The organism is Pseudoroseicyclus tamaricis (genome assembly GCF_012070395.1).
Lineage (GTDB): Bacteria > Pseudomonadota > Alphaproteobacteria > Rhodobacterales > Rhodobacteraceae > Pseudoroseicyclus_A > Pseudoroseicyclus_A tamaricis.
The window spans coordinates 375,008-399,986 of the sequence record NZ_JAAFYS010000003.1 but is presented as its reverse complement, the minus strand read 5'-3'; the positions used below and the strand labels follow the sequence as shown (position 1 = coordinate 399,986).

Genomic DNA, 24,979 nt, shown 5'->3' with positions numbered 1-24,979 from the left:
GCCATGCGCCCCGACAGCACCGCCCCCGCCGCCCAGACATCCGGTGACGTCATCCGTGACCCCGTCTGCGGCATGACCGTCGACCCGGATGCCGGCAAGCCGAGCGCCGAGGTCGAGGGGCGCGTCTACCACTTCTGCTGCGCCGGCTGCCGCGACAAGTTCGTCTCCGACCCGGAGGCCTATTGCACGGCGGAGGACCCGGTCTGCGGCATGTCCGTCGACCGCGCGAGCGCGAAGTACATGGCAAAGCACGAGGGCCAGCGGCACTACTTCTGCTCCGCCCGCTGCCAGGAGCGGTTCGAGGCGGAGCCGGAGACCTTCCTTGGCGACCGGCCGGAGCCCGAGCCCGCGCCCGAAGGTGCTCTTTACACCTGCCCCATGGACCCTGAGATCGTGCAGGACCATCCCGGCGACTGCCCCATCTGCGGCATGGCGCTGGAGCCGATGATGCCCTCCGCCGATGCCGGGCCGAACCCCGAGCTCGTGGACTTCCGCCGCCGACTCTGGATCGCCGGGCCCCTCGCGGCGGCGGTCTTCTTGCTGGAGATGGGCAGCCACGTGGGCCTGCCCTTTGCCGACTGGATCGGCCACCGCGCCTTCGGCTGGGTGCAGTTCGCACTGGCGACGCCGGTGCTCTGGCTCTGCCGGACATTCTTCCGGCGCGGCTGGTCCTCCATCGTGAACCGCAGCCCCAACATGTGGACGCTGATCGCCATCGGCACCGGAGCGGCGTGGATCTTCTCCGTCGTCGCTCTCCTCTTTCCGGGCCTCTTCCCGCCGGCGATGCGGGATGCAATGGGCATGGTGCCCGTCTATTTCGAGGCGGCGGCAGTGATCCTCGTCCTCGTGCTCGTCGGCCAGATCATGGAGCTCTCGGCGCGGGAGCGGACGGGCGATGCCATCCGCGCGCTGATGACCCTCGCCCCCAAGACCGCCCGCCGGGTGCGGGATGGTCAGGAGGCCGACGTCTCGCTGGACGAGGTGAAGACCGGAGACATCCTCCGCGTCCGCCCGGGCGAGGCGGTGCCGGTGGACGGCACGCTCACCGAGGGGCGCAGCGCGGTGGACGAGAGCATGCTGACGGGCGAGCCGATCCCGGTGGAGAAGGCGGAGGGCGATGCCGTCACGGGCGGCACGCTCAACAAGCAGGGCAGCTTCCTGATGCGCGCCGAGGCGGTGGGGTCGGAGACGACGCTCTCGCGGATCGTCGAGATGGTAGCGAAGGCGCAGCGCAGCCGCGCCCCCATCCAGGCGCTGGCCGACCGGGTGGCCGGGTACTTCGTGCCGACGGTGGTGGGCATCGCCGTGCTGGCCTTCATCGCCTGGGCTCTCCTCGGCCCGGCGCCGGCGCTCTCCTACGCTTTCGTGGCGGCGGTGAGCGTGCTGATCATCGCCTGCCCCTGCGCGCTGGGGCTGGCGACGCCGATGTCGATCATGGTTGCTACCGGCCGCGGCGCGCAGGCGGGCGTGCTGATCCGCGATGCCGAGGCGCTGGAGCGCTTCTCGAAGGTGGACGCGCTGGTCATCGACAAGACCGGCACGCTGACGGAGGGCAAGCCGGCCCTGACCGACGTGGTGGCGCTGGCGGGCGCCGAGGCGGAGGTGCTGGCCCTCGCCGCGGCGCTGGAGCGCGGATCGGAGCATCCGCTGGCCGAGGCCATCGTCGCCGGCGCCGAGGCGCGCGGCCTCGGCCTGCAGGAGGTGGAGCATTTCGAGGCCGTCACCGGCCACGGCGTCACGGGCCGCGTCGGCGGGCGCGACGTGGCGCTGGGCAACGCGGCTTTGATGGCCGTTCTCGGCGTCGACACCCGCTCGCTGCAGGGACGCATCTCGGCGCTGCAGGCCGAGGGCAAGACGGCGATGGTGCTGGCCGAAGGGGGGCGCGCGCTGGGCCTGATCGCGGTCGCGGACCGGGTGAAGGACGGCGCGGCGGAGGCGATCCGCGAGCTGCAGGGCTTGGGCCTGCGCATCGTCATGGCCACGGGCGATGCCCGCGCGACGGCCGAGGCGGTGGCCCGCCAGACCGGCATCGACGAGGTGGAGGCCGAGGTGACCCCGGAAGACAAGCAGGCGCTGGTGGAGCGGCTGCAGGGCGAGGGCCTGTCCGTCGCCATGGCCGGCGACGGCGTGAACGACGCGCCGGCGCTGGCGGCGGCGGATGTCGGCATCGCGATGGGCACCGGCGCGGACGTCGCGGTGGAGAGCGCCGGGTTCACGCTGGTGAAGGGCGACCTCTCCGGCATCCTCCGCGCCCGGCGGCTGGCGGAGGGGACGATGCGCAACATCCGCCAGAACCTCGTCTTCGCCTTCCTCTACAACAGCTTCGGCGTGCCGCTGGCGGCGGGCGTGCTCTACCCCGTCTTCGGGCTGCTGCTCTCCCCCATCGTGGCGGCCGCGGCAATGAGCCTCTCGTCGGTGTCGGTGATCGGCAACGCGCTCCGGCTGCGGCGGTCGCGGCTATAAGGGGCGCCTGCGAGACTGCTTTCTGGAGCAGACGACGCAGCTCTGGGGCCCGAAGCTGGCGCCACCCTCGCACGCCGGCCCGTGGGGTTGCGCCGCAACGGTGCCGCAGATGCGCTTTATGCAAGCCAAACCCCTCCCAGCCACCCGCTAGGCACCAAGCCCAGCCGGAGCGCCAGCCCGCCGGGACGGGCCGGCGCTCGCGCGGCGGCCTGACGGCCTTGATTCCGCGCTTGGGGATGGAGCGGCGGCGTGGGGTTGAAGAGGGGCTCTTTTCACACCCTGCTCGTAGCTCTCCGTGACATCGGTCCAACTCGCGCGCCCCCGGGCGCCTGATCCCTCGCGGAGGCACGGGGGGGGCGCCGCTCCCCCTCCGCCGCCCGGCTGCTGCTCCCGCTCGCGTCATCGGAAGTCGCATCCGGGCCGGTTTGCGTTTTCACCCTTCTTCAACCCCGTTAGAACGTTCCGGAGCGATTCGACCGGGGTGTGACTATGGGTGGCGCGGGCCTCCTTCCGATCATTGCACTTCTGCCGTTTCTGGGGGCGCTCGTCCCCGGGGTGATGATCCGCGCCGGGCGCAATGCTGCCGCCACCTTCACCGCCATCCCGACATTCCTCGCCCTTTTGATGCTGCTCACGCTGGCGCCGGGGGTGATGGACGGGCAGGTGCTGCAGAAGAGCTTCTCGTGGTTCCCGCCGCTCGGCCTGTCCGCCAGCTTCATGCTCGACGGGCTGGGGCTGATGTTCGCGGTGATGATCCTCGGCGTCGGCCTGCTGATCACGCTCTATGCCCGCTTCTACCTCTCGAACGAGGACCCGGCGGGGGTGTTCTTCACCTATCTGCTGCTCTTCCAGGGGGCGATGCTGGGCATCGTGCTCTCCAACAACATCCTGATGTTGCTGGTCTTCTGGGAGCTGACGTCGCTCGCCTCCTTTCTGCTCATCGGCTACTGGCGCCACCTGCCCGAAGGGCGGCAGGGCGCGCGCATGGCGCTGACGGTCACGGGCGGCGGCGGGCTGGCGATGATCGGGGGGATGCTCATCCTCGGCGACATCGCCGGCAGCTACGAGCTGACGGATATCCTGCAGGCGGGCGAGGCGATCAAGGCGAGCCCGCTCTACCTGCCGGCGCTGATCCTCATCCTCCTCGGCGCCTTCACGAAATCGGCGCAGTTCCCCTTCCACTTCTGGCTGCCGCACGCGATGGCGGCGCCGACGCCCGTCTCCGCCTACCTGCACTCGGCGACCATGGTGAAGGCCGGCATCTTCCTGATGGCGCGGCTGTGGCCGGTACTCGCGGGGACGGATCCGTGGTTCTACATCGTCGCCACCACCGGGTTGATCACCATGGTGCTCGGCGCCCTGATCGCCCTCTTCAAGGACGACCTGAAGGCGCTGCTCGCCTTCTCCACCGTCTCGCATCTCGGCCTGCTGACGATGCTCCTCGGCTTCGGGACGGAGGCGGCCGCCGTCGCGGCGGTCTTCCACGTACTCAACCACCTGACGTTCAAGGCGGCGCTCTTCATGACCGCCGGCATCGTCGATCACTCGACCCACACGCGCGACATCAAGCGCCTCGGCGGTCTGCTGACCCTGATGCCGATCACGGCCGCCATCGGCATCATCGCGGCGCTGTCGATGGCCGGCATCCCTCTCTTCAACGGCTTCCTCTCCAAGGAGCTGATGCTGGAGGAGGCCTCGCACACCTCGTGGTGGGAATCGCCGTGGATCGTGCCGGTGCTGGCGACCTTCGGGGCATTGCTCTCCGTCGCCTATTCCTTCCGCTTCATCGTGCACACCTTCCTCGGCAAGCCGCGGGACGAGAGCATCGACCACCCTCATGACCCGCCCTTCGGGATGTGGCTGCCGCCGGCGCTCCTCTGCGTGATCGTCGTCGCCGTCGGCCTCTTCCCGGCGGCGATCGCCGGGCCCATCGTCGACATGGCCGCCTCGGCCGTCACCGGCACCGAGATCCACACGCATTTCGCGCTCTGGCACGGGATCACCCCGGCGCTCATCATGTCGGGCATCGCCATCTTCGGCGGCCTGATCCTGCTCGCCCTCCATGCCCCGCTCGACCGGGCGTGGCTCGCCACGCCGCGGCCGGAGGCGAAGCGCCTCTTCGACGGGGCGATGGCGGCGAGCGTGCGGGGCACGCGGGTGATCGCCGAGGGGCTGCACAGCGGCGCCATCTCCCGCGCGCTGGCCGTCTTCGTGGTGACAACGGTGGCCTCGGGCCTCATCGCCTTCTTCGGGCGGGGCCTGCCGGAGGTGTCGCGCCCGCTGCTGCCCATCCCGCCCGTCGCGGCGGCGGGCTGGCTGCTCATGGTGGCGGCGACGCTCTCCGTCATCCTGCTGCATCGCCGGCGGTTCCTCGCGCTGGTCGTCATCTCCATTTGCGGGCTGATGGTCTCCATCGGCTTCGTCTACCTCTCCGCCCCCGACCTCGCGCTGACGCAGATCACGGTGGAGACGGTGACGATCCTGCTTCTGCTCCTCGCCCTGCATTACCTGCCGAAGACGACGCCGGCCGACAGCTCCGTCGCGCTGCGCATCCGCGACGGGGTGATCGGGGTGAGCGCCGGTGTCGGCGTCGGCGCGCTGGCCTATGCCTTCATGCGTCGCGACGTGCCGTCGATCTCCGACTACTTCCTGGAGAACGCCTATTCGGGCGGCGGCGGGCACAACGTCGTCAACGTCATCCTCGTCGACTTCCGGGGCTATGACACCTTCGGCGAGATCATCGTGCTCGGCATCGCCGGCGTCATCATCTTCGCGCTGATGGAAGTTCTGCTGCGGGGCCGTGCCGGCCGGCGACTGCGCAACTGGGCCTTCTCGGAGGACCGCTCGCGCGACCGCCACCCGCTGATGATGGTCGTCGGCACCCGGGTCATGCTGCCCATCGCGCTGCTCGTCGGCGTCTACATCCTGCTGCGCGGGCACAACAATCCCGGCGGCGGCTTCGTGGCGGGGCTCGTCTTCTCCATCGCACTGCTCATGCAGTACATGGCCTCCGGCTTCGCCTGGACGATGGATCGCCAGCGCTGGGAGTATCACTCCCTGATTGGCTGGGGCGTCATCATCGCCGGCCTCACCGGCGCCGCGGCGTGGATCTTCGGGCGGCCGTTCCTGACCTCCGCCTATGGCTACATCGACTGGCCGTGGATCGAGGAGTTCGAGTGGGCGACCGCCATGGCCTTCGACGTCGGCGTCTTCCTCGCCGTGCTCGGCGCCGTCATGCTGATGCTCTACTCGCTCTCCCGCATGGCCCGGTATGCCGGTGAGACGGTGAACCTCGAGCCGATGGATTACGACCCCTCGCAGAAGTCGGTGCAGACCGAGCGGGCCCCGCAGGAGCGCGGCGTGCCCACCGAGGGGGAGGAGCTGTAAATGGAAATCGTGGTTGCGAGTTCGGTGGGCGTGCTGACGGCGGGCGGCGTCTATCTCATCCTGAGGCTGCGGGCCTTCCCCGTGATCCTCGGGATCGCGATGCTCTCCTACGCCGTCAACGTCTTCCTCTTCTCCACCGGCGGCTTGGCGGTGGACGCCGCGCCGATCCTCGGCGACCATGGCGAGGGCGGGCCCTATACGGATCCCCTGCCGCAGGCGCTGGTGCTGACGGCCATCGTCATCTCCTTCGGGATGACGGCGGTCCTCGTGATGATCGCGCTCGGCGCCTATCTCGACGTCGGGGATGACCACATCAACATGGGCGCCGCCCTCCCGGAGGGGGAGACGGACGGGCCGGAGGGGCGCAACAGCCACTCCCCCAACCCGCTGGAGGATGACGCGCCGGTGAGGTTCAACCCGTGATCGAAACCCACTGGATCATCGCGCCGGTCGTGCTGCCGGCGATCCTCGCGCCCCTGCTCGCATGGGTGATGCGGCATGACATCGTGCTCGCCCGCTCCGCCTCGCTGGCCGGGGCCGGGGGGCTGGTGGCCATCGCCGTGGGGCTGCTCAACCTCGCCGCCGGCTCAGGGGAGCAGGTCTACCGCCTCGGCGACTGGCCGGCGCCCTTCGGCATCACGCTGGTGCTCGATCACCTCTCCGCCGCCATGGTGCTGCTGACCTCGGTGCTGGGGCTGATCGTGCTGATCCACGCCGTCGCGACGGGGTGGGACAACCGCGGCCGGCACTTCCACGCGCTCTTCCAGTTCCAGCTGATGGGCATCTGCGGGGCCTTCCTGACGGGCGACGCCTTCAACCTCTTCGTCTTCTTCGAGATCCTGCTCATCGCTTCCTACGGGCTGATGATCCACGGCGGCGGCCGGGTGCGGCTGCAGGCGGGCCTGCAATACGTGGTGATGAACCTCGCCGGCTCGACGCTCTTCCTCTTCGCGCTCGGCACGCTCTACGCCGCCACGGGGACGCTCAACATCGCCGACCTCGCGGTGAAGGTGCGCGAGATCGCGCCGGAGGATGCGGCGCTGGTGCGCGTCGCGGCCATGCTGCTGCTCATCGTCTTCGCCATCAAGGCGGCGGTCTTCCCCGTGCAGTTCTGGCTGCCGACCACCTATTCCAACGCCCCGGCGCCCGTCGCCGCGCTCTTCGCGGTGATGACGAAGGTCGGCGCCTACGCCATCCTGCGCTTCTACATCATCGTCTTCGGCCCGGATGTCGCCGCCACCGGCACGCTGCCGGAGAAATGGCTCTTCGCCGGCGCCACGATCACCACCGTCATCGGCGCCTTCGGGGTGCTGGGGGCGCGGCGGCTGATGTCGATGATCTCCTTCTCCGTCATCTTCTCGATGGGCACGCTGATGCTCGCCATCAGCGCCTTCACGCCCGATGCGACGCTGGCGGCGCTCTACTACCTCCTCCATTCCACCTTCGCGACGGCGGCGCTCTTCCTCGTCGCCTGCCACATCCTCGCGCGCCGCCCCTCGGCGGACCTGCTGCACGCCTCCCCGCCGACGGTGCAGAACGGCATCTTCGCGGCGCTCTTCTTCGCCGCCGCCATCGGCATGGCGGGGATGCCGCCGCTCTCGGGCTTCCTCGGCAAGCTGGTGGTGCTCAAGGCGCTGATCCCGTGGGAGCACGCCGAGATCGCCTGGGTCGTCATCCTCGGCGGCTCGCTGGTGACGATCGTCGGCTTCGCGCGTGCCGGCTCGATGCTGTTCTGGAAGTCCACCGCCGAGCCGGTGACGGAGCCGGAGGAGGACGCCCCCGAGCCGGAGGACGCCCCGCGCCCCGCCACCGCTCTGGCGCTCGCGCCGGCGGCCGTCTGCATCCTGATGATGGCGCTCCTCTCCGCGCTCGCCGGCCCGGTGACGCGCTATCTGGGCGTCGCCGTCGCGCAGCTCTATGATCGCGAGGGCTACATCGCCGCCGTGCTGACCCCGCCCGAGGATGGCGACCGCCCCGTCGACGCCGGCATCGCGCTGGAGGCGGAGGAGGCTGCGGCACAGGAGGACGTGACGGTGGAGGATGAGGATGGCCTCACCACCGGCGTGATCGAGGAGGTCGGCCAGTGATCAAGCGCCTCTTCCCCCATCCGCTGCTCAGCCTGATGCTGGTGCTGATCTGGCTGCTTCTGGTCAACAAGATCACCACCGGCAACCTGCTGCTGGGCGTCCTGCTCTCCTTCATCGTCCCCGCGGTGACGGAGCCGTACTGGCCCAACCGGGCCCGTCTGAAGAAGCCGCTCCTCGGCTTCGAATACGTGGCCGTCGTCCTTTGGGACATCATCGTCGCCAACGTGCAGGTGGCGCTGATCGTGCTCTTCAAGCCGCAGGACAAGATCAACTCGCAATGGGTCACCGTCCCGCTGGACCTGACGTCGCCGGAGGCGATCACCGTCCTCGCCGGCACCATCACGCTCACCCCCGGCACCGTCACCGCCATGCTCTCCGCCGATGCGGGGTGCCTGCTCGTCCACTGCCTCCATACGGATGACCCCGAGGCGGTGCGCGACGAGATCAAGCACCGCTACGAGCGCCGCCTGAAGGAGCTTTTTCAGTGATCGAATACGCCCTCTGGTTCGCCTTCGCCGCCTTCGGGATCGGCCTTGTCTTCACGCTCTGGCGCGTCGTGCGCGGCCCCCATTCGGCCGACCGCATCCTCGCGCTCGACACGATGGTCATCAACGCCATCGGCCTGCTCGTCGTCTACGGCATCTCCATCGACCGGCAGGTCTATTTCGAGGCCGCGATGCTGATCGCCATGGTCGGCTTCGTCTCCACCGTCGCCTATTGCCGCTTCATCCTGCGCGGCGACATCATCGAATGAGGAGCGCGTGATGGACTGGGACATCGAGCTGATCGGCGAGATACTCGTCTCCGCCTTCCTCGTGATCGGCGGGCTCTTCGCGCTCGTCGGCTCCTTCGGGCTGGTGCGGCTGCGCGACTGCATGCAGCGCCTGCACGCGCCGACGAAGGCGACGACGCTGGGCATCGGCGGCGTGCTCATCGCCTCGATGATCCACTTCGGCATGTCCGGCGAGCAGATCTCGTTCCACGAGCTCCTGATCACCGTCTTCCTCTTCCTCACCGCGCCGCTGACGGCGAACTTCATCGCCAAGGCCTACCTCGTCTACCGCGTGGAGGAGAGCGACCTGCCGCCAACGACCGGCAAGTACGGCTGGGCCATCTACCATGACCCGCCGAAGGACCCGGCCGACCTCTGATCGGCCCCTCCGGGCAGCTCGTTTCCCTACGTCCCTCCCCATATCCGGCGGGTAACGCGCCGGCGCCGGGCGCCCTATTCTCCCCCGTGAGGCTCGCAGGGTTGAACGGTAAATGGTTAACGAGGGACGATCATGACGAGCTTCGGATGGCGGCTACGGCTGCCCGGCCTGCCCATGCCGGCCGTGGAGGAGACGGGGACGAACGGTAGTGACAGCTTCACCGGCACGCCGGGGGACGACGTCTACGAAGGTCTGGCCGGAAACGACACGATCGCCGGCATGGGCGGCAATGACGCCCTCTATGGCGGATTCGGGGATGATTCCCTCGGCGGCGGCGAGGGCAGGGACATGCTCTTCGGCGGCGCCGGGGGCGACTTCCTCGATGGTGGCACGAACACCGACATGCTGGTCGGCGGCGACGAGAGCGACACGCTCTACGGCCGCGACGCCTTCGACTACCTGATCGGCGGCGACGGCTTCGACATCCTCTTCGGCGGCGACGGCAACGACGTGCTGAACGGCGGGGTCGGCGATGACACGCTCGACGGCGGCGAGGGCGACGACACGCTGGTCGGCGAGGATGGCGGCGACGTGCTGATCGGCGCCGGCGGCGATGACATCATCTCCAGCCTGCTCGGCGACGATCTCGCCTATGGCGGCCCCGGCAACGACGAGATCCGCGGCCACATCGGCGACGACACGCTCTATGGCGGCGGCGCCAACGATTCCATCTCCGGCGGCGACGGCTCCGACGAGATCTTCGGCGAGGACGGCCTCGATTTCCTCACCGGCGACGTGGGCCGCGATTTCGTCTACGGCGGCCGGGGCGACGACACCCTGCTCGGCGCGCAGGACGACGACACGATGTACGGCGGCAGCGGCGGCGACATCCTCTACGGCGGCGGCGACCGGGACGAACTCTACGGCGACGCCGGCAACGATTCCATCGAGGGCGGCGCCTCCGACGACACGCTCTACGGCGGCGACGGAATCGACATCGTCTTCGGCCAGTCGGGCAACGACACGATGGTCGGTGGGGCAGGGACGGATTACTTCGGCTTCCTCATCGGCGTCGACCGCATCGAGGATTTCAACACCTCCGAGGATGTCCTCGCCATCTTCCGCTCCGCCTGGGGCGGCGGCTCGAAGAGCGCGGCGGAGGTCCGCGCCATGGCCCGCGACGTGCCCGAAGGGGTGGAGCTGCAGCTCGGCCTCGGCAACCGCATCACGCTGGTCGGGCTCGAGATGAGCGACGTGGCGGAGATCGACTTTCTGTTCCTGTAAGCCCGCCCCGGTGGCAAATCTGCCAGCGGCGGCCCGGCGCGCGCAATGCGACGCAAGCGTGAGTTGACCGCGCCGCGGCGGGGGGATTAGGGCGGGGGCTGACCGGCCGCGCCGCGCGTCAGACGAGGGCGGCCCGCTCAAGAGCAGGACATCGACATGCCCCCCAGATTCTCCGCCGCCATCGCCCCCACCATGCCCACCGAGGGCGACGACAGCCTGCCGGGTAGCGCCGGCAGCGACACGCTCTACGGCTTCGGCGGCAACGATACGCTCTTCGGCGGCGGCGGGGGCAACGACGTTCTGCACGGCGGCGCGGGGAACGACACGCTGATCGGCGGCCCCGGCAACGACCTCCTCGATGCCGGCCTCGGCGACGACACGCTCTACGGCGGCGGCGGGCGGGACATCTTCGACGGCGGCGACGGCGACGATCTGATCATCGGCAACATCGCGTACACGAACCCCGGCGAGACGGATGACGGCAAGCGCGACACCCACTACGGCGGCGCGGGCAGCGACACGATCCACGCCGGCCCGGGGAATGACCTCGTCTACTCTGGCGACCAGGGCGATGTCGTCTGGGACGAGGGCGGCAGCGACGTCTTCTACCTCGGCAACGGCCACGACTTCTTCCAGGCCTTCGGCGGCGCCGAGGACGACACGATCTTCGGCGAGGGCGGCAACGACTTCATCCGCGATGATGGCGGCGACAACGTCATCCGCGGCGGCGACGGCCTCGACGAGATCTATGGCGGCACCGGCCGCGACGACATCAACGGCGGCGCCGGGCATGACAAGATTTTCGGCGCGGTGGGCGTCGACTCCCTCGCCGGCGCCGATGGCGACGATTTCATCTATGGCGGCAACGGCGACGATATCCTGATCGGGCAGGGCGGGCGCGATCACCTCTACGGCGACGACGGCAGCGACGTGCTGACCGGCGGGCCGGGGGGCGACTTCCTCGTCGGCGGGCAGGGCCATGACGTCCTCAAGGGCATCGGCGGCGACGACAGCATGGATGGCGGCTCGGGCCACGATTCCATCTTCGGCAACGCCGGCAACGACATCATCCGCAACGGCGAGGCGGTCTTCGCGGGAGTGGGGGACGACAAGGTCTTCGTCTACGACCCCGGCGACATCTACGGCGGCACCGACGATGATACCTTCTTCCTCGACGGCGGCGGGCACAGCACCGTGCAGGGCAATGCCGGGGATGACACCTTCCTGCTGCGCGTGCCCGGCACGTCGGAGGTCTACGGCAATAACGGCGACGACTACTTCGACATCCGCGAGGGCGGCGTCGCGCATCTCGGCGGCGGCGACGGGGATGACACGTTCCTGATCCGCAATGCCGGCGACATCGACATCTACGGCGGGCGGGGCGTGGACAAGTTCATCGCCCAGAACGGCCGGTCGTGGGTGGCGGGCAATGACGGGGTGGATCAGTTCCACTTCCAGGGGGGCGACATGACCATCGCGGGCCTGCAGCCGGGCGAGGAAGTGGTGCGCGTCTACCGCCCGGCGGAGTCGATGACGGCCTACCTCGACCCCGATGGCGGGTCCGTTCACTTCGATTTCGGGGACGGGAACATGCTTACCCTCGTCGGCTATGCCGACGTCGACTGGGCCACGCAGCAGCTCTTTTTCGTCTGATCCGCCGCTCACGCAGGCATCAAAAGGGCGAAAATCGACGTTCAAGGGCAGGAACGGGGCGTAAGGCCCCGGCTGAAGGGTTGCACAATCCGAAGCGCTTTGGGATGTTCAGGGCAACAGCTGCAAAAAGTGGCAGGGCTCGGGCGTGACCCGTCCGGGCCTTCGATGACCTAGCAGGGGAGATTGCTTTGGACGGATCGGGCAACGCCGCATTCGTGGCCTTCGAACGCGTACAGAAGAGCTACGATGGCGAGACACTGGTCGTCAAAGACCTCAACCTGTCGATGCCGAAGGGCGAGTTCCTCACCATGCTGGGGCCGTCCGGCTCGGGCAAGACCACCTGCCTGATGATGCTCGCCGGCTTCGAGACGGCGACGCATGGCGAGATCAAGCTCGACGGGCAGTCGATCAACAACATCCCGCCGCACAAGCGCGGCATCGGCATGGTCTTCCAGAACTACGCGCTCTTCCCCCACATGACGGTGGCGGAGAACCTCTCCTTCCCGCTGGAGGTGCGCAAGATCTCCAAGTCCGACCGCGAGGCGAAGGTGAAGCGCGCACTGGACATGGTGCAGATGGGCGAGTTCGGCAATCGCCGACCCGCGCAGCTCTCCGGCGGTCAGCAGCAGCGCATCGCGCTGGCCCGCGCGCTGGTCTTCGAGCCCGAGCTGGTGCTGATGGACGAGCCGCTCGGCGCGCTCGACAAGCAGCTGCGCGAGCACATGCAGTTCGAGATCACGCGCCTCGCCCACAACCTCGGCATCACCACCGTCTACGTCACGCACGACCAGACGGAAGCGCTGACGATGTCGGATCGCGTCGCCGTCTTCGATGACGGCCGCATCCAGCAGCTCGCGCCGCCCGACAAGCTCTACGAAGAGCCGGACAACAGCTTCGTCGCCCAGTTCATCGGCGAGAACAACACGCTCCTCGGCAAGGTCGAGGAGATCTCGGGCGAGACCTGCAAGGTCCGCCTCGATTCCGGTGAGCTGATCGTGGCCAAGCCCGTGAACGTCTCCGAAGTCGGCGAGCGCACCCGTGTCTCCATCCGCCCCGAGCGGGTGGAAATGAACATGGAGCGTCTGCAGGACGGCGCTTTCACGCTGAAGGCCGAAGTGCTGGAATTCATCTACATGGGCGACATCTACCGCACTCGGCTTCGCGTCGCCGGGCACGAGGATTTCGTCGTGAAAACCCGCAACGCCCCCGATCAGCCGCGGCTCAAGCCCGGCGAGCGGATCGAGATCGGCTGGTTGCCCGAAGATTGCCGCGCGCTCGACTCCTGAGCGTGAGGAAAGGGCGGGGGCGCCTCCCGGCGGCTCCCCCACACAGCCCATCAGGCCGGAACCTGAAATACACAGGGAGAACAAACAATATGAAACTCAAGCTTCTTATGTCCGCCACGGCGGTCGCCGCCCTCGGCACCACCGCTGTCGCCCAGGAAATGGCCGACGAGATGACCATCGTCAGCTGGGGCGGTGCCTACCAGAACAGCCAGCTGCGCGCCTATGTCGAGCCCTATCTCGAGATGCACCCCGAGCTCGACGTGACCTGGGACGAGCGCTCGGGTGAGGCCGTGGCCAACCTGCGTGCCATGGACGAAGCCGGCAACATCACCTGGGACCTGGTCGACGTGACCGCCGCCGACGCCATGCGTCTGTGCGACGAGGGCCTCGCGATGGAAGTCGACTTCGAAGAGACGCTCGCCCCCGGCGATGACGGCTCCTCCGTCGAGGACGATTTCGGCGACATGCTGGTGAGCGATTGCTTCATCCCGCAGATCGCCTACTCGACGACCTTCGGCTACCGCACCGATGTTGAAGAGTGGGGCGGCGAAGTGCCGACCGAGATCTGCGACATCTTCGACACCGAGACGTTCCCCGGCCAGCGCAGCCTCGAGCAGCGCCCGATCGGCAACATGGAATGGGCCCTCTATTGCGACGGCGTCGCGATGGAAGACGTCTATGACATGCTGGAGACGGACGAAGGCGTCGATCGCGCCCTCGCCAAGCTCGACACCATCAAGGACGATGTCGTCTGGTGGACGGCCGGCGCCGACACGCCGCAGCTTCTCGCCGACGGCGAAGTCGTGATCGGCTCCACCTACAACGGCCGCCTGTTCTCGCTCATCGAAGAGCAGGACCAGCCCGTCGCCATGCTCTGGGACGCCCAGATGTATGACCTCGACGGCTGGATCATCCCGGAAGGGCTGGACGACGCCACGCTCGCCCGCGTGAAGGACTTCCTGTACTTCGCGACGGACACCCAGCGTCTGGCCGATCAGGCCCAGTACATCTCCTACGGCCCGGCGCGCGCCTCCTCGGCCCCGCTGGTGACCACGCATGCCGATCTCGGCATCGAGATGGCGCCGCACATGCCGACCAACCCGGAGAACGCGTCGAACTCCTTCGTCTACGCCTACACCTGGTGGGCTGACTACCGCGACGACCTCGACGCCCGCTTCCAGGCCTGGCTGGCCCAGTAAGGAGCGCGCCGGCGGCCTCCAAAGCCGCCGCGTGACAGGCAAGATCGAAGGGGGGCGGCACCTCGCCCCCCTTCCGCCCAAGCGGCAACGGGAGACACCATGAGCGATCAGACAGCCTCCGGCCGGCCCGAGAGCCCCCAATCCCCCGTCGCGGCCCTGCCCGGCGGCGAGGTGACCGAGCGGGACCAGGACGGCCCGATGCTGGCAGCCGATGGCCGGCCGCTGAAATCGAGCCTCGCCCGCGCCCTGCGCCGCGAGAAGCTCCGCGCGCTGGCACTGATCGCACCGCTTCTGGTGTTCATCTTCATCAGCTTCGTGCTGCCCATCGCGGACATGCTGTTCCGCTCCGTTCAGAACGATATCGTCGCCGATACGCTGCCGCGCACCGTCGTGGCGCTGGCGAACGACCCGCTGGAAGAGGAGGGGGTGCCGAGCGAGAGCACCTTCGCCCAGTTCTACACCGATCTCTACATCGCCGAGGAATACAAGGAACACACCCGCCTCGGCAGCCGCCTCAACTACGAGATGTCCGGTATCTCCTCGCTCTTCCGCGGCACGGGCCGCGCCGTGGGGCGCTTCGACACGGATATCTACGCCGACCAGTTCGAGGCCGCCGATCCCGCCTTCGAGGATCCCGCCGCATGGGCCGACTGGATGGCCGATGACGACATCCGCGCCGCCCTGCCGCTGACGACCGACGCCTACGACGCCTGGGCCGGCATCGCGGTGGAGCTCGACGAGGACAACCCGGCCGAGGAAGACCCCGAGGATATCGTCTACACCTCGCTCTACCGCGATCTGGCGAACGGCGCCGCTCCGCCCGCGCCCTTCCCGCAGGTGGATGTCTCCGGCTTCGAGAGCGTCTCGATCCGCGAGCTCTTCATCGAGGAGGACGAGGACTGGGCGGACCCGGAGGTCTGGGAGACGATCCGCGCCTACTCCTCCCGCTACACCTCCGGCTACTTCCTCAACGCCGCCGACATGCAGACGACGCCCGAGGGGGTGGAGCTGCGGCCCGAGAACGAGCGTGTCTACATGACGCTCTTCGTGCGCACGCTCTGGATGAGCCTCGTCATCACCTTCTCCTGCATCCTGCTGGCTTACCCGATCTCCTTCCTGCTGGCGACGCTGCCGGCGAGGCACGCGAACCTGCTGATGATCCTCGTGCTCCTGCCCTTCTGGACGTCCCTGCTGGTGCGAACCTCGGCCTGGAAGGTGCTGTTGCAGAACGAGGGGGTGATCAACGACATCCTCGTCTGGATCGGCATCGTCTCCGACACGAACCGACTGGCGCTGATCAACAACGCCACCGGCACGATCATCGCGATGACGCACATCCTGCTGCCCTTCATGATCCTGCCGCTCTATTCGGTGATGAAGACCATTCCGCCCAGCTACATGCGCGCCGCGCGCAGCCTCGGGGCGAAGGACTGGACGGCCTTCTGGCGCGTGTGGTTCCCGCTCTCGGTGCCGGGCATCGGCGCGGGCTCGATCCTCGTCTTCATCATGTCGATCGGCTACTACATCACGCCCGAGATCGTGGGCGGCACCAGGGGGGTCTTCATCTCCAACCGGATCGCCTACCACATCTCGACCTCGCTGAACTGGGGCCTCGCCGCGGCGCTCGGGACCATCCTGCTGGTCGTCGTGCTGGCGCTCTACTGGGTCTACGACCGGCTCGTCGGCATCGACAACGTGAAGCTGGGGTGAGCGAGATGATGGACATCTGTAACAACCTGCCCCGCCGGGGCCGCGACGGAGGACAGGTATGAGCGCGCTTCCCCCCTATGCCTCGACCGGCCAGAGAATCTGGCACTACGGCTTCCGGACGATCTGCGGTCTGATCTTCTTCTTCCTGATCGCGCCGATCATGGTGATCGTGCCGCTGTCGTTCAACGCGGAGAACTTCTTCACCTTCACGCCGGAGATGCTGCGCCTCGATCCCGAGGGATACTCGCTGCGCCACTACGTGGATTTCTTCACGAACCCGAACTGGCAGGGGCCGCTCTGGAACTCCATCAAGATCGCGCCGGCGGCGACGCTGCTGTCGGTCTGCCTCGGCACGCTGGCGGCCATCGGCCTCAGCCAGCCTCACGTGCCCGGGCGCCGGGCGATCATGGCGATGCTGATCTCGCCGATGATCGTGCCGCTGATCATCTCGGCCGCCGGCATGTACTTCTTCTATTCCCGCATCGGCCTGCAGGGCACCTACTTCGGGGTGGTGCTGGCGCACGCGGCGCTGGGCATCCCCTTCGTCATCATCACGGTGACGGCGACGCTGGTGGGCTTCGACTCCTCGCTGACCCGCGCCGCCGCCAACCTCGGCGCCAGCCCGGTGACGACGTTCTTCCGCGTGCAGATGCCGCTGATCCTGCCCGGCGTGATCTCCGGCGGGCTCTTCGCCTTCATCACCTCCTTCGACGAGGTGGTCGTGGTGCTCTTCCTCGGCTCCGCCAGCCAGAAGACGCTGCCGTGGCAGATGTTCACCGGCCTGCGCGAGCAGATCAGCCCGACGATCCTCGCCGCGGCCACGGTGCTCATCACCATCTCCATCGTCCTCCTCGCAACGCTGGAAATCCTCCGCCGCCGCTCCGAACGCCTCCGCGGCCTGAGCCCGAGCTGAGGCCGGCCTGCTGGGCGCCGCCTTGGCGCCACGGCCGAGCTCTTCCCCCGCCCGGTACGCGCCAAAGGCGCAGGTCGAGCGCCTGCCCGTCCCGCAGGGCTGGCGCTCTGGCTGAGCTTGGCGTTTCGCTCAGGGCGGGGAGGGGCTGGGCCGGCACAAAGCACGCCGCAGCACCGTTGCAGCACCATCCCACGGGCAGACGCCCGTCCTGTGCCTGTGCCTGTGCCTGTGCCTGTGAGCGTGGTGAGGGGAAGGTGGGTTACAAACCCACCCTACGAGGGCTCGTTCTGCAGCCGCCGCCCGGCGCCCGCCCTACGGCAGCAGCAGCAACCAGCCGGAGACCGTCAGGATACTGATCCCCGTCGCCACCAGCACCGCCGAGGCGGCGACGCGGCGCGCCGCGCCGTACATGTTCGCGAAGAGGTAGGCGTTGACGCCCGGTGCCATCGCCGCCGTCACCACCGCCGAGCGGAAGGCGTCGACGTCCAGCCCGAACCAGCGGCCGAGGCCGAAGGTCACCGCCGGGTGCACCAGCAGCGAGATGGCGGAGACGTAGAGGATCGCCCGCATGTCCCCCTCCGGGCGGTAGCGGAAGAGGATGCCGCCCAGCCCGAACAGCGCCGCCGGCAGCGCCGCGCGGACCATCAGGTCCAGCGCGTCGGTGATGATGGCCGGCAGCGTCAGCCCCGTCAGGTTCACCGTCAGCCCGAGGAGGATGCCGACCACCAGCGCGTTGCGGAACATCGCCCGCGCCACCTTCGCCGGCAGCCGCGCGAGGCTCTCCCCCCGGGCCCGCGCCAGCTCCATCGCCGTGATGCCGATGGCGTAGAGCGAGGGCGCGTGGATGGAGATGATGGCGAAGTTCGCCTCCAGCGCATCGGCGCCGTAGGCCCGTTCGGTGATCGGCAGGCCGAGCAGCAGCGAGTTGGAGAAAAGGCAGACGAAGCCGATCGCCACCGCATCCTCCCAGCTGCGCCGGAAGAGCAGCCGCGCGCCGAGGAGGCCGAGGGCGAAGCCCGTCAGCGCCCCGACGTAGAAGGAGATGAGCAGCGGCGGGTGGAAGTGGGCACCGAGATCAAGGGTGGAGATGGCGTTGAACAGAAGGCACGGGATCGCGAAGCCCTGGCTGAAGCGCATCAGCCCGTCGATGTGATCGTCGTTCAGAAAGCCGCGCCAGCGCGCCACCCAGCCGAACCCCAGAACGATGAAGACCGGCAGGATGACCGGCAGCGACGTCATCATCGCGCCAGATCCAGCTCCAGTTCCCTGCCGTCATGGGCCGGTGAGACCCCTGCGGGCAGTTCGGCGGCGAGCGTGTCGTAGTCGAGATCGACATGCAGGTTCGTCAGCACCGCCCGCTCCGGCTTCGCCCGCCCGATCCACTCCAGCGCTTGGTCGAGATGGGCGTGGGAGGGGTGCGGGTCACGGCGCAGCGCGTCGAGGATCAGGCAGTCGAGCCCCGCGAGGCGCCGCCACGTCTCCTCCGGGATCGCGTTGACGTCCGGCAGGTAGGCCAGATCGCCGATGCGAAAGCCGAGCGCCGGGATGTCCCCGTGCTGGACACGAAGCGGCTCGAAGGTCAGCGGCCCGCCGGCGCCGGAGACCTCGAAAGGCCCCTCGATCAGGTTCAGATCGCAGATCGGCGGGTAGGAGGAGCCCTCGGGCGTCGCGAAGACATAGGCGAAGCGGGTCAGCAGCATGTCGCTCGTCTGCCCGTCGGCCCAGACCTGCATGCGCCGGCGGGTGTTGAAGACCACCTGCCGCAGATCGTCGATCCCGTGCACGTGGTCGGCATGGGGATGGGTGTAGACGACGGCGTCGAGCCGACCCACGTCGGCCGCGAGAAGCTGCGAGCGCATGTCGGGCGAGGTGTCGATCAGCACCCGCGTCACCCCGCCCTCGCCGTGCCGCGTCAGCAGGAGTGAGCAGCGGGTGCGGTGGTTCTTCGGGTTCGCCGGGTCGCAATCGCCCCAGTGCCCGCCGAGCCGCGGCACCCCGCCGGAGGAGCCGCAGCCGAGGATGCGCGCCGTCAGCCGCGCCATCATGCGGCCTTCGCGAAGAGGCGGTGGAAGTTCTCGGTCGTCTGCGCCGCGAAATCCTCGGGGGAGAGGCCGAAGACCTCCGCCCCCACCTTCGCCGTCTCGGCGACATAGGCCGGCTCGTTGCGCCGGCCGCGATGCGGCGGCGGGGCGAGGTAGGGCGAATCCGTCTCCACGAGGATGCGTTCCACCGGCGCCTTGGCGAAGATGTCCCGCAGCTCCTGCGAACGGGGGAAGGCGGCGATGCCCGACATCGACAGGTAGCCACCGATGGCCAGCGCCCGCTCGGCCAGCTCGGGTCCGGAGGAGAAGCAGTGCATCATCAGGGGGTAGGGGGCGCGGGCGTAGCCCTCCTCGAGGATCGCGGCCATGTCGTCATCGGCGGCGCGCGAATGGATGATGAGCGGCAGGCCTGTCTCCTGCGCCGCCTCGATATGGATTCGCAGCGAGCTGCGCTGCACCTCGGCGCTCTCGGCGGTGTAGTGGTAATCGAGCCCCGTCTCGCCGATGCCGACGAACTTGGGGTGCGCGGCCAGCGCCACCAGCTCCGCCACGCTCGTCATGGGCTCCTCGGCGGCGCTCATCGGGTGGGTGCCGGCGGCGTAGTAGACGGCCTCGTTCGCCTCGGCGAGGGCGCGCACCTGCGGCTCGTTCCTGAGGCGGGTGCAGATGGTGACCAGCTTGCCCACGCCGGCCTCGCGGGCCCGGGCGAGGATGTCGGCGACCTCCCCCTCGAAATCGGGGAAGTCGAGGTGGCAGTGAGCATCGACGAGCATGGAAATCCGGGGCTTGGGACAGGTCAGGCCGCCCGGCGGGCCGCCTCTTCGATCCTGAAAAGCATATCGAGGATCAGGGAGGGAGGGTCAAGGTTGACCGCCTTCGCCGCCCGGGCGCGGGCGCTCAGGTGCTGCCCCAGCTCTGCCCAGCTGCGCGCCGCGCGGTCATGCGGGGACAGCCGCGCGAGCAGGCGCGCCTCCCCCGGCGCGCCCTGGCTGTCCGGTTCGCCCACCAGCCCGGCGCGGGCGGCGCGGGAGAGAAAGAGGTCGAGGAGCCCGAGCGCGAGGTCGAACCGCCCCTCCGCCCCGCGCGCGCCGACCTTCTCGGCGAAGGCGATGGCGGCGGCGCGGTCGAAGCCGGGCAGCCCCTCGAAGAGGCGCACGATCTCGGCGTAAAGCTGCAGCCCGCCATCGGAGGTGAGCCGGATGGCCCGCCCCGCCGAGCCGCCGGCGAGCACCGCCAGCGCCTCGGGCGCGTCGGTCTGGATGCCCTGCTCGGCGAGCACGGCGGAGAGGTCCTCCGCCCCCAGCGGCTCCAGCCGCAGCAGGCGGCAGCGCGAGCGGATGGTGGGCAGCAGGCGCGCCGGCTGGTGCGAGATCAGCAGCAGCGTCGTGCGCGCCGGCGGCTCCTCCAGCTCCTTCAGGACGGCGTTGGCGGCGGTGACGTTCATCTCGTCGGCGGCATCGACAATGACGACGCGCCGGCCGCCGTCGGTGGCGGAGAGGTGGAAGAAATCCTTCAGCCGGCGCACGTCGGCGGCCCGGATCTCCGCCGAGAGCCGGTCGCCCTTGTCGTTGGGCCGGCGCTGGACGAGCGCGAGCCGCGGATGGGCGGAGGAGCGGATGAGCCGCGCGTCGGGGTGGCTGACGGGCAGGCCGAGGGCCGGCGCTTCGCCGAAGAGCCCGCCGGCCGGGTCCTCGCCGGAAAGCAGCGTTGCCGCCATGCGATAGGCGAAGGTCGCCTTGCCGATGCCCGCCGGCCCGGTGATCAGCCAGCCGGAATGCAGCCGGCCGGAGGAGATGGCCTCCACCACCGCCGCCTCGGCGGCGGCATGGCCATGGAGCGTCTCCGCCATGCGGGGATGGGCGGCGCCCTCCACCTGCGTCGGGTCGGGAAGCTCGGACGGATCGGGCATGGGCGGCTCTCGTCGGGGGCGGTCGGGGGGAGGCTACGGGGAAACGCGAGACGGGGGAAGGCGGGGCGCGGGAGGCCGGCGGCGGAGCGGGGGGCTGTCTGCCCCCCGCGCCCCCCGAGAGGTATTTGGAAAAGGGCGAGAGGGGGGGAGGCGGGCCCGGCGCTCTCGGGAGGCAGAGGGGTGGAGCGGGGTCAGGCGAAGGGGTCGGGGTCGTAGCCGACGCCGGTCATGATCAAGCCGTCCGGCGGGGCCACCGGGCCGCAGGCGGCGCGGTCGGCGGCGGCGAGGGCCTCGGCGATGCGGGCGGGGGGCCAGGCGCCGCGGCCCACCCGCTCGAGCGAGCCGGCGATGGAGCGGACCTGGTTGTGCAGGAAGGAGCGGGCGGAGAGATGCAGGCGGATCTCCGTTCCCGCCTCTGTCGCCACCTCCTCCACCTCGCAGCGGTCCAGCGTCTTCACGGGGCTCGCGGCCTGGCACATGGCGGAGCGGAAGGTGGTGAAGTCGTGCTTCCCGAGGAGGTGGGCGGCGCCCTCCGCCATGGCCGCGGCGTCCAGCGGGCCCGGCACGCGCCAGACCTGCCCGCCCGCCAGCACCGGCGGCGCGCGGCGTACGAGGATGCGGTAGGTGTAGCTGCGCCATGTCGCGGAGAAGCGGGCGTGGAAGTCCTCCGGCACCGCCGCGCAGGCGGTGATGGCCACGGGCTCCGGCCGCAGGTGGTGATTGAGCGCCTCCGACAGGCGGAACGGCTCCCACGCCTTGGCCATGTCGCAATGGGCGACCTGCGCGCGGGCATGGACGCCCGCATCGGTGCGCCCCGCGGCGGCGATGGTGTGCTCCCCCGGCTCCAGCTTCGCCAGCGCCGCCTCGATGGCACCCTGCACGGACGCCTGGTCCGACTGGCGCTGCCAGCCGGCGAAGGGGGCGCCGTGATACTCGATGCGAAGGGCGTAGCGGGGCATGGCGCGTCTGTCGCGCGCCGGCCGCGCGAATTCAATCCCTACACATCCCCGGACGGCGCCCCTATCTTGCCAAGGTAGGTGAAAAAAGGGGGCCGCGTGGTCATCTCCAACATGGCCGAGGGGCTGCTCCGCGGCGTCGAAGGCGCGACGGACCGGCTGACGGCGCCCTTCTCCGACCCCGTGGTGCGGCTCGGCGTCACCGGCCTCAGCGAGGCGGGCAAGACCGTCTTCATCACCTCCCTCGTCGCCAACCTGCTCGACAGGGGGCGCATGCCCGGCCTGCGCGCCGCCGCCGCCAGCGAGATCCGCTCCGTCTGGCTGCAGCCGCAGCCCGATGACACGCTGCCCCGCTTCGATTACGAGGCGCACCGCGCCCGGCTGACGGGCGAGAACCCCGCCTGGCCGGAGGGGACGCGGCGCATCAGCCAGCTGCGCCTGTCCTTCCGCATCGAGCCGGCCGGCTTCTTCAGCCGGCTGGCAGGGCCGCAGACGGTGCATCTCGATATCGTCGACTACCCCGGCGAGTGGCTGCTCGACCTCGGCCTGATGGAGAAGAGCTTCGCCGACTGGTCCGCCGAGGTCATCTCCCGCGCCCGCCGCCGGCCCGTGGCGGCGCCGTGGCTCGCCGAGCTCGATGCCGCCGACCCGGGCGCCAAGCTGGAGGAGCCGGATGCGCAGGCGCTGGCCGGCGCCTTCACCGCCTACCTGCACGCCGCCCGCAAGGAGGGATACGCCGATCTCGGCCCCGGCCGCTTCCTGCTGCCGGGGGACATGGAGGGCTCGCCCGTCCTCACCTTCGCGCCGCTGCCCCCGGGGCAGGCGCCGCGCGGCTCGCTCGCGCATGAGTTCGAGCGGCGCTACGAGAGCTACAAGCGCAACGTGGTCAAGCCGTTCTTCCGCGAGCATTTCGCCCGGATCGACCGGCAGGTGGTGCTGATCGACGTGCTCGGCGCGCTCCATTCCGGCCCGCAGGCCTTCGACGACCTTCGCCTCGCCATGGCCGACATCCTCTCCGCCTTCCGCCCCGGCCGCGCCTCGTGGCTGACGCGGGCCTTCGGCGGGCGGCGGGTGGAGCGGATCCTCTTCGCCGCCACCAAGGCCGATCACCTGCACCACACCCAGCACGGCGCCCTCTCCGAAATTGCCGCCGCCATGCTGCGCGAGGCGAAGGACCGCGCCGATTTCGCCGGGGCGACGACCGCCGCCATGGCCATCGCCTCCCTCCGCACGACGGTGGAGGACAAGGTGAGCCACCAGGGCGCCGAGCTCTCCGTGGTGAAGGGGCGCGTCGCCGGCGACAGGCAGGCCGCCTTCCACCCCGGCACGCTGCCGTCCGATCCCGGCCATCTCCTCCACCCCGCGCGGGAGGGGGCGGCGGCCTGGGCCGATGACGGCTACGCCGCCGCCAGCTTCCTCCCCGCCCGGGTGACGCTGAAACCGGGGGAGGGGCCGCCGCACATCCGGCTCGATTCGGCGGCCGAGTTCCTCTTCGGGGACAAGTTGTGAGCGCGCCCATCCGCGATGCTCGCCCGGCCGACGCCGCGGCGATGGCGGCGATCCTCGGCGGCTGGGTCCGCGCAACGCCATGGATGCCCCGCCTGCATAACGAGGCGGAGGACCGCGCCTTCTGCGCCGGGCTCATCGAACAGAGTGAGGTGCGCGTCACCGGCGAGCCGCCGCTGGGCTTCCTCTCCCTCTCCGGCGAGGAGATCGGCAGCCTCTACGTCGCCGCGCCGGCGCGGGGGCAGGGGCGGGGCCGCGCGCTCCTCTCCGATGCCAAGGCCCGCCGCGCCCGGCTCAGCCTCTGGACCTTCCAGGCCAACGAGGGCGCCCGCCGCTTCTACCGGCGCGAGGGCTTCGAGGAGGCCGGCCGCACGCCGGGCGACAATGCCGAGGGCCTGCCCGACATCCGCTTCACATGGGAGGCGCCCGCATGAGCCGCGGCCCCGTCTATATCGACCTCGACGAGGAGGCGGAGGCCGCGCGCCCCGAGACGGCACCCCCCGTGCCGGAGTCGCTCCCGCAGGGGGCCGCCATGCAGCGCGCCGCGGCGCTGGCCGCGCGCCGGCCCTCGCCGCTGCGGCGGCTGTTCCTCTCCTTCCTCGGGGCGCTGCTCGTCTTCGCGCTCTCCGTCGCCGCGTGGCGCTGGGTGGAGGGGCTCGTCCTCGCCTACCCGCTCCTCGGCCTCATCGCGACGGTGCTGGTGACGGGGACGGTGCTCTTCCTCGTCCTCCTTGCCATCAAGGAGCTCGCCGCCTTCGCCCGTCTCGGCCGGCTGGAGGAGCTGCAGGCCGCCGCCGCCTCCGCCGCCTCGCTGGCAGAGGCGCGGACGGTCGTGAAATCGCTGGAGCGGCTCTACCAGGGCCGGGCGGACGTCGCCTGGGGGCTGGATCGGCTGAAGGAGCGCGAGGACGATATCATGGACGGCCCGGCGCTGATGGCGATGGCCGAGCGGGCGCTGCTGGAGCCCCTGGACAACGCCGCCCGGCGGGAGATCGAGGTCTCCGCCCGCACCGTGGCGACGGCGACGGCGCTGGTGCCGCTGGCGCTGGCGGATGTCGTCACGGCGCTCGCCGCCAACATGCGCATGATCCGCCGCATCGGAGAGATCTACGGCGGCCGCGCCGGCACGCTCGGCGCGTGGCGGCTGGTGCGGGCGGTGATGACGCATCTCGTCGCCACCGGCGCCGTGGCGGTGGGGGATGATCTCATCCATTCCGTCGCCGGCGGCTCGATCCTCACCCGCGTCTCCCGGCGCTTCGGGGAGGGGATCGTCAACGGCGCGCTCACCGCCCGCGTCGGTGTCGCCGCGATGGAGATCTGCCGCCCGCTGCCCTTCGTTGCCTTGCGCAAACCCTCCGTCACCAACCTCGTGACCCGCGGCCTCACCGGCCTCTTCGGCGTCGGCAAGGAGCCTGCGCCGCCGGCGGAGTAGG

At 69.7% G+C, this 24,979-nt stretch carries 20 protein-coding genes and 1 pseudogene; 16 read left to right on the top strand and 5 right to left on the bottom strand.

Features of this window, described 5'->3' with window-relative positions:
• The first annotated feature begins 3 nt into the window (after positions 1–3).
• The 13 genes and pseudogenes from GY170_RS13695 to GY170_RS13635 form a co-directional block, all read left to right on the top strand.
• Positions 4–2,463: a heavy metal translocating P-type ATPase gene (locus GY170_RS13695; protein ID WP_163894575.1), complete on the top strand. Its 2,460-nt coding sequence runs from the start codon at positions 4–6 to the stop codon at positions 2,461–2,463.
• Between the two features lie 489 nt (positions 2,464–2,952).
• Positions 2,953–5,850 carry a monovalent cation/H+ antiporter subunit A gene (locus GY170_RS13690; protein WP_163894573.1) on the top strand — a complete coding sequence of 966 codons (2,898 nt, stop codon included), beginning with the start codon at positions 2,953–2,955 and terminating at the stop codon, positions 5,848–5,850.
• Positions 5,851–6,273: a Na+/H+ antiporter subunit C gene (locus GY170_RS13685; protein WP_163894571.1), complete on the top strand. Its 423-nt coding sequence runs from the start codon at positions 5,851–5,853 to the stop codon at positions 6,271–6,273. It begins immediately after the preceding gene.
• Positions 6,270–7,937, top strand: coding sequence for a monovalent cation/H+ antiporter subunit D (locus GY170_RS13680; RefSeq protein ID WP_235937848.1), 1,668 nt, complete (start codon positions 6,270–6,272; stop codon positions 7,935–7,937). Before GY170_RS13685 ends, GY170_RS13680 begins: the two co-directional genes overlap by 4 nt.
• Positions 7,934–8,425, top strand: a complete 492-nt coding sequence (locus tag GY170_RS13675; protein WP_163894569.1) for a Na+/H+ antiporter subunit E — start codon at positions 7,934–7,936, stop codon at positions 8,423–8,425. The genes GY170_RS13680 and GY170_RS13675 overlap by 4 nt, the downstream gene beginning before the upstream one ends.
• On the top strand, positions 8,422–8,691 hold the full coding sequence (locus GY170_RS13670; protein WP_163894567.1) for a K+/H+ antiporter subunit F: 270 nt from the start codon (positions 8,422–8,424) through the stop codon (positions 8,689–8,691). The genes GY170_RS13675 and GY170_RS13670 overlap by 4 nt, the downstream gene beginning before the upstream one ends.
• A 10-nt stretch (positions 8,692–8,701) precedes the next feature.
• Positions 8,702–9,088, top strand: coding sequence for a Na+/H+ antiporter subunit G (locus tag GY170_RS13665; protein WP_163894565.1), 387 nt, complete (start codon positions 8,702–8,704; stop codon positions 9,086–9,088).
• 132 nt (positions 9,089–9,220) lie between these two features.
• Positions 9,221–10,372 (top strand): calcium-binding protein, encoded by a 1,152-nt coding sequence (locus GY170_RS13660; RefSeq protein ID WP_163894563.1) that lies wholly within the window; start codon positions 9,221–9,223, stop codon positions 10,370–10,372.
• 156 nt (positions 10,373–10,528) lie between these two features.
• Positions 10,529–12,025: a calcium-binding protein gene (locus GY170_RS13655; RefSeq protein ID WP_163894562.1), complete on the top strand. Its 1,497-nt coding sequence runs from the start codon at positions 10,529–10,531 to the stop codon at positions 12,023–12,025.
• 188 nt (positions 12,026–12,213) lie between these two features.
• Entirely contained in the window at positions 12,214–13,311 is a 1,098-nt protein-coding gene (locus GY170_RS13650; RefSeq protein WP_163894560.1) for an ABC transporter ATP-binding protein, read from the top strand.
• A gap of 89 nt (positions 13,312–13,400) precedes the next feature.
• Positions 13,401–14,510, top strand: coding sequence for an extracellular solute-binding protein (locus GY170_RS13645; protein ID WP_163894558.1), 1,110 nt, complete (start codon positions 13,401–13,403; stop codon positions 14,508–14,510).
• A gap of 99 nt (positions 14,511–14,609) precedes the next feature.
• The gene (locus tag GY170_RS13640) at positions 14,610–16,220 is read left to right on the top strand and encodes an ABC transporter permease (protein WP_163894556.1); all 1,611 of its coding nucleotides are present in this window, start codon (positions 14,610–14,612) and stop codon (positions 16,218–16,220) included.
• 67 nt (positions 16,221–16,287) lie between these two features.
• A pseudogene (locus GY170_RS13635) lies at positions 16,288–17,133 on the top strand (ABC transporter permease); the annotation flags it as partial.
• Positions 17,134–17,445: 312 nt separating this feature from the next.
• Here GY170_RS13635 and GY170_RS13630 read toward each other — a convergent pair.
• From GY170_RS13630 to truA, 5 genes are all read right to left on the bottom strand, one after another.
• Entirely contained in the window at positions 17,446–18,375 is a 930-nt protein-coding gene (locus GY170_RS13630) for an AEC family transporter (protein WP_163894553.1), read from the bottom strand.
• Positions 18,372–19,175: an MBL fold metallo-hydrolase gene (locus tag GY170_RS13625; protein WP_163895375.1), complete on the bottom strand. Its 804-nt coding sequence runs from the start codon at positions 19,173–19,175 to the stop codon at positions 18,372–18,374. Before GY170_RS13625 ends, GY170_RS13630 begins: the two co-directional genes overlap by 4 nt.
• Positions 19,175–19,948 (bottom strand): TatD family hydrolase, encoded by a 774-nt coding sequence (locus GY170_RS13620; protein ID WP_163894551.1) that lies wholly within the window; start codon positions 19,946–19,948, stop codon positions 19,175–19,177. Before GY170_RS13620 ends, GY170_RS13625 begins: the two co-directional genes overlap by 1 nt.
• A gap of 23 nt (positions 19,949–19,971) precedes the next feature.
• A complete protein-coding gene (locus GY170_RS13615) occupies positions 19,972–21,084 on the bottom strand; it encodes a DNA polymerase III subunit delta' (RefSeq protein ID WP_163894549.1) in 1,113 nt (370 codons plus the stop codon).
• Between the two features lie 191 nt (positions 21,085–21,275).
• Positions 21,276–22,043 (bottom strand): tRNA pseudouridine(38-40) synthase TruA, encoded by a 768-nt coding sequence (truA, locus tag GY170_RS13610; RefSeq protein WP_163894547.1) that lies wholly within the window; start codon positions 22,041–22,043, stop codon positions 21,276–21,278.
• Positions 22,044–22,139: 96 nt separating this feature from the next.
• Between truA and GY170_RS13605 the strand changes: the two genes are divergently transcribed.
• From GY170_RS13605 to GY170_RS13595, 3 genes are read left to right on the top strand one after another with little or no spacing between them, the layout of a single operon-like run.
• Complete coding sequence (locus GY170_RS13605) at positions 22,140–23,549, top strand: YcjX family GTP-binding protein (protein ID WP_163894545.1); 1,410 nt, start codon at positions 22,140–22,142, stop codon at positions 23,547–23,549.
• Positions 23,546–23,980, top strand: coding sequence for a GNAT family N-acetyltransferase (locus GY170_RS13600; protein ID WP_163894543.1), 435 nt, complete (start codon positions 23,546–23,548; stop codon positions 23,978–23,980). Before GY170_RS13605 ends, GY170_RS13600 begins: the two co-directional genes overlap by 4 nt.
• Positions 23,977–24,978: a YcjF family protein gene (locus GY170_RS13595; RefSeq protein ID WP_163894542.1), complete on the top strand. Its 1,002-nt coding sequence runs from the start codon at positions 23,977–23,979 to the stop codon at positions 24,976–24,978. Before GY170_RS13600 ends, GY170_RS13595 begins: the two co-directional genes overlap by 4 nt.
• Position 24,979: the final 1 nt, after the last annotated feature.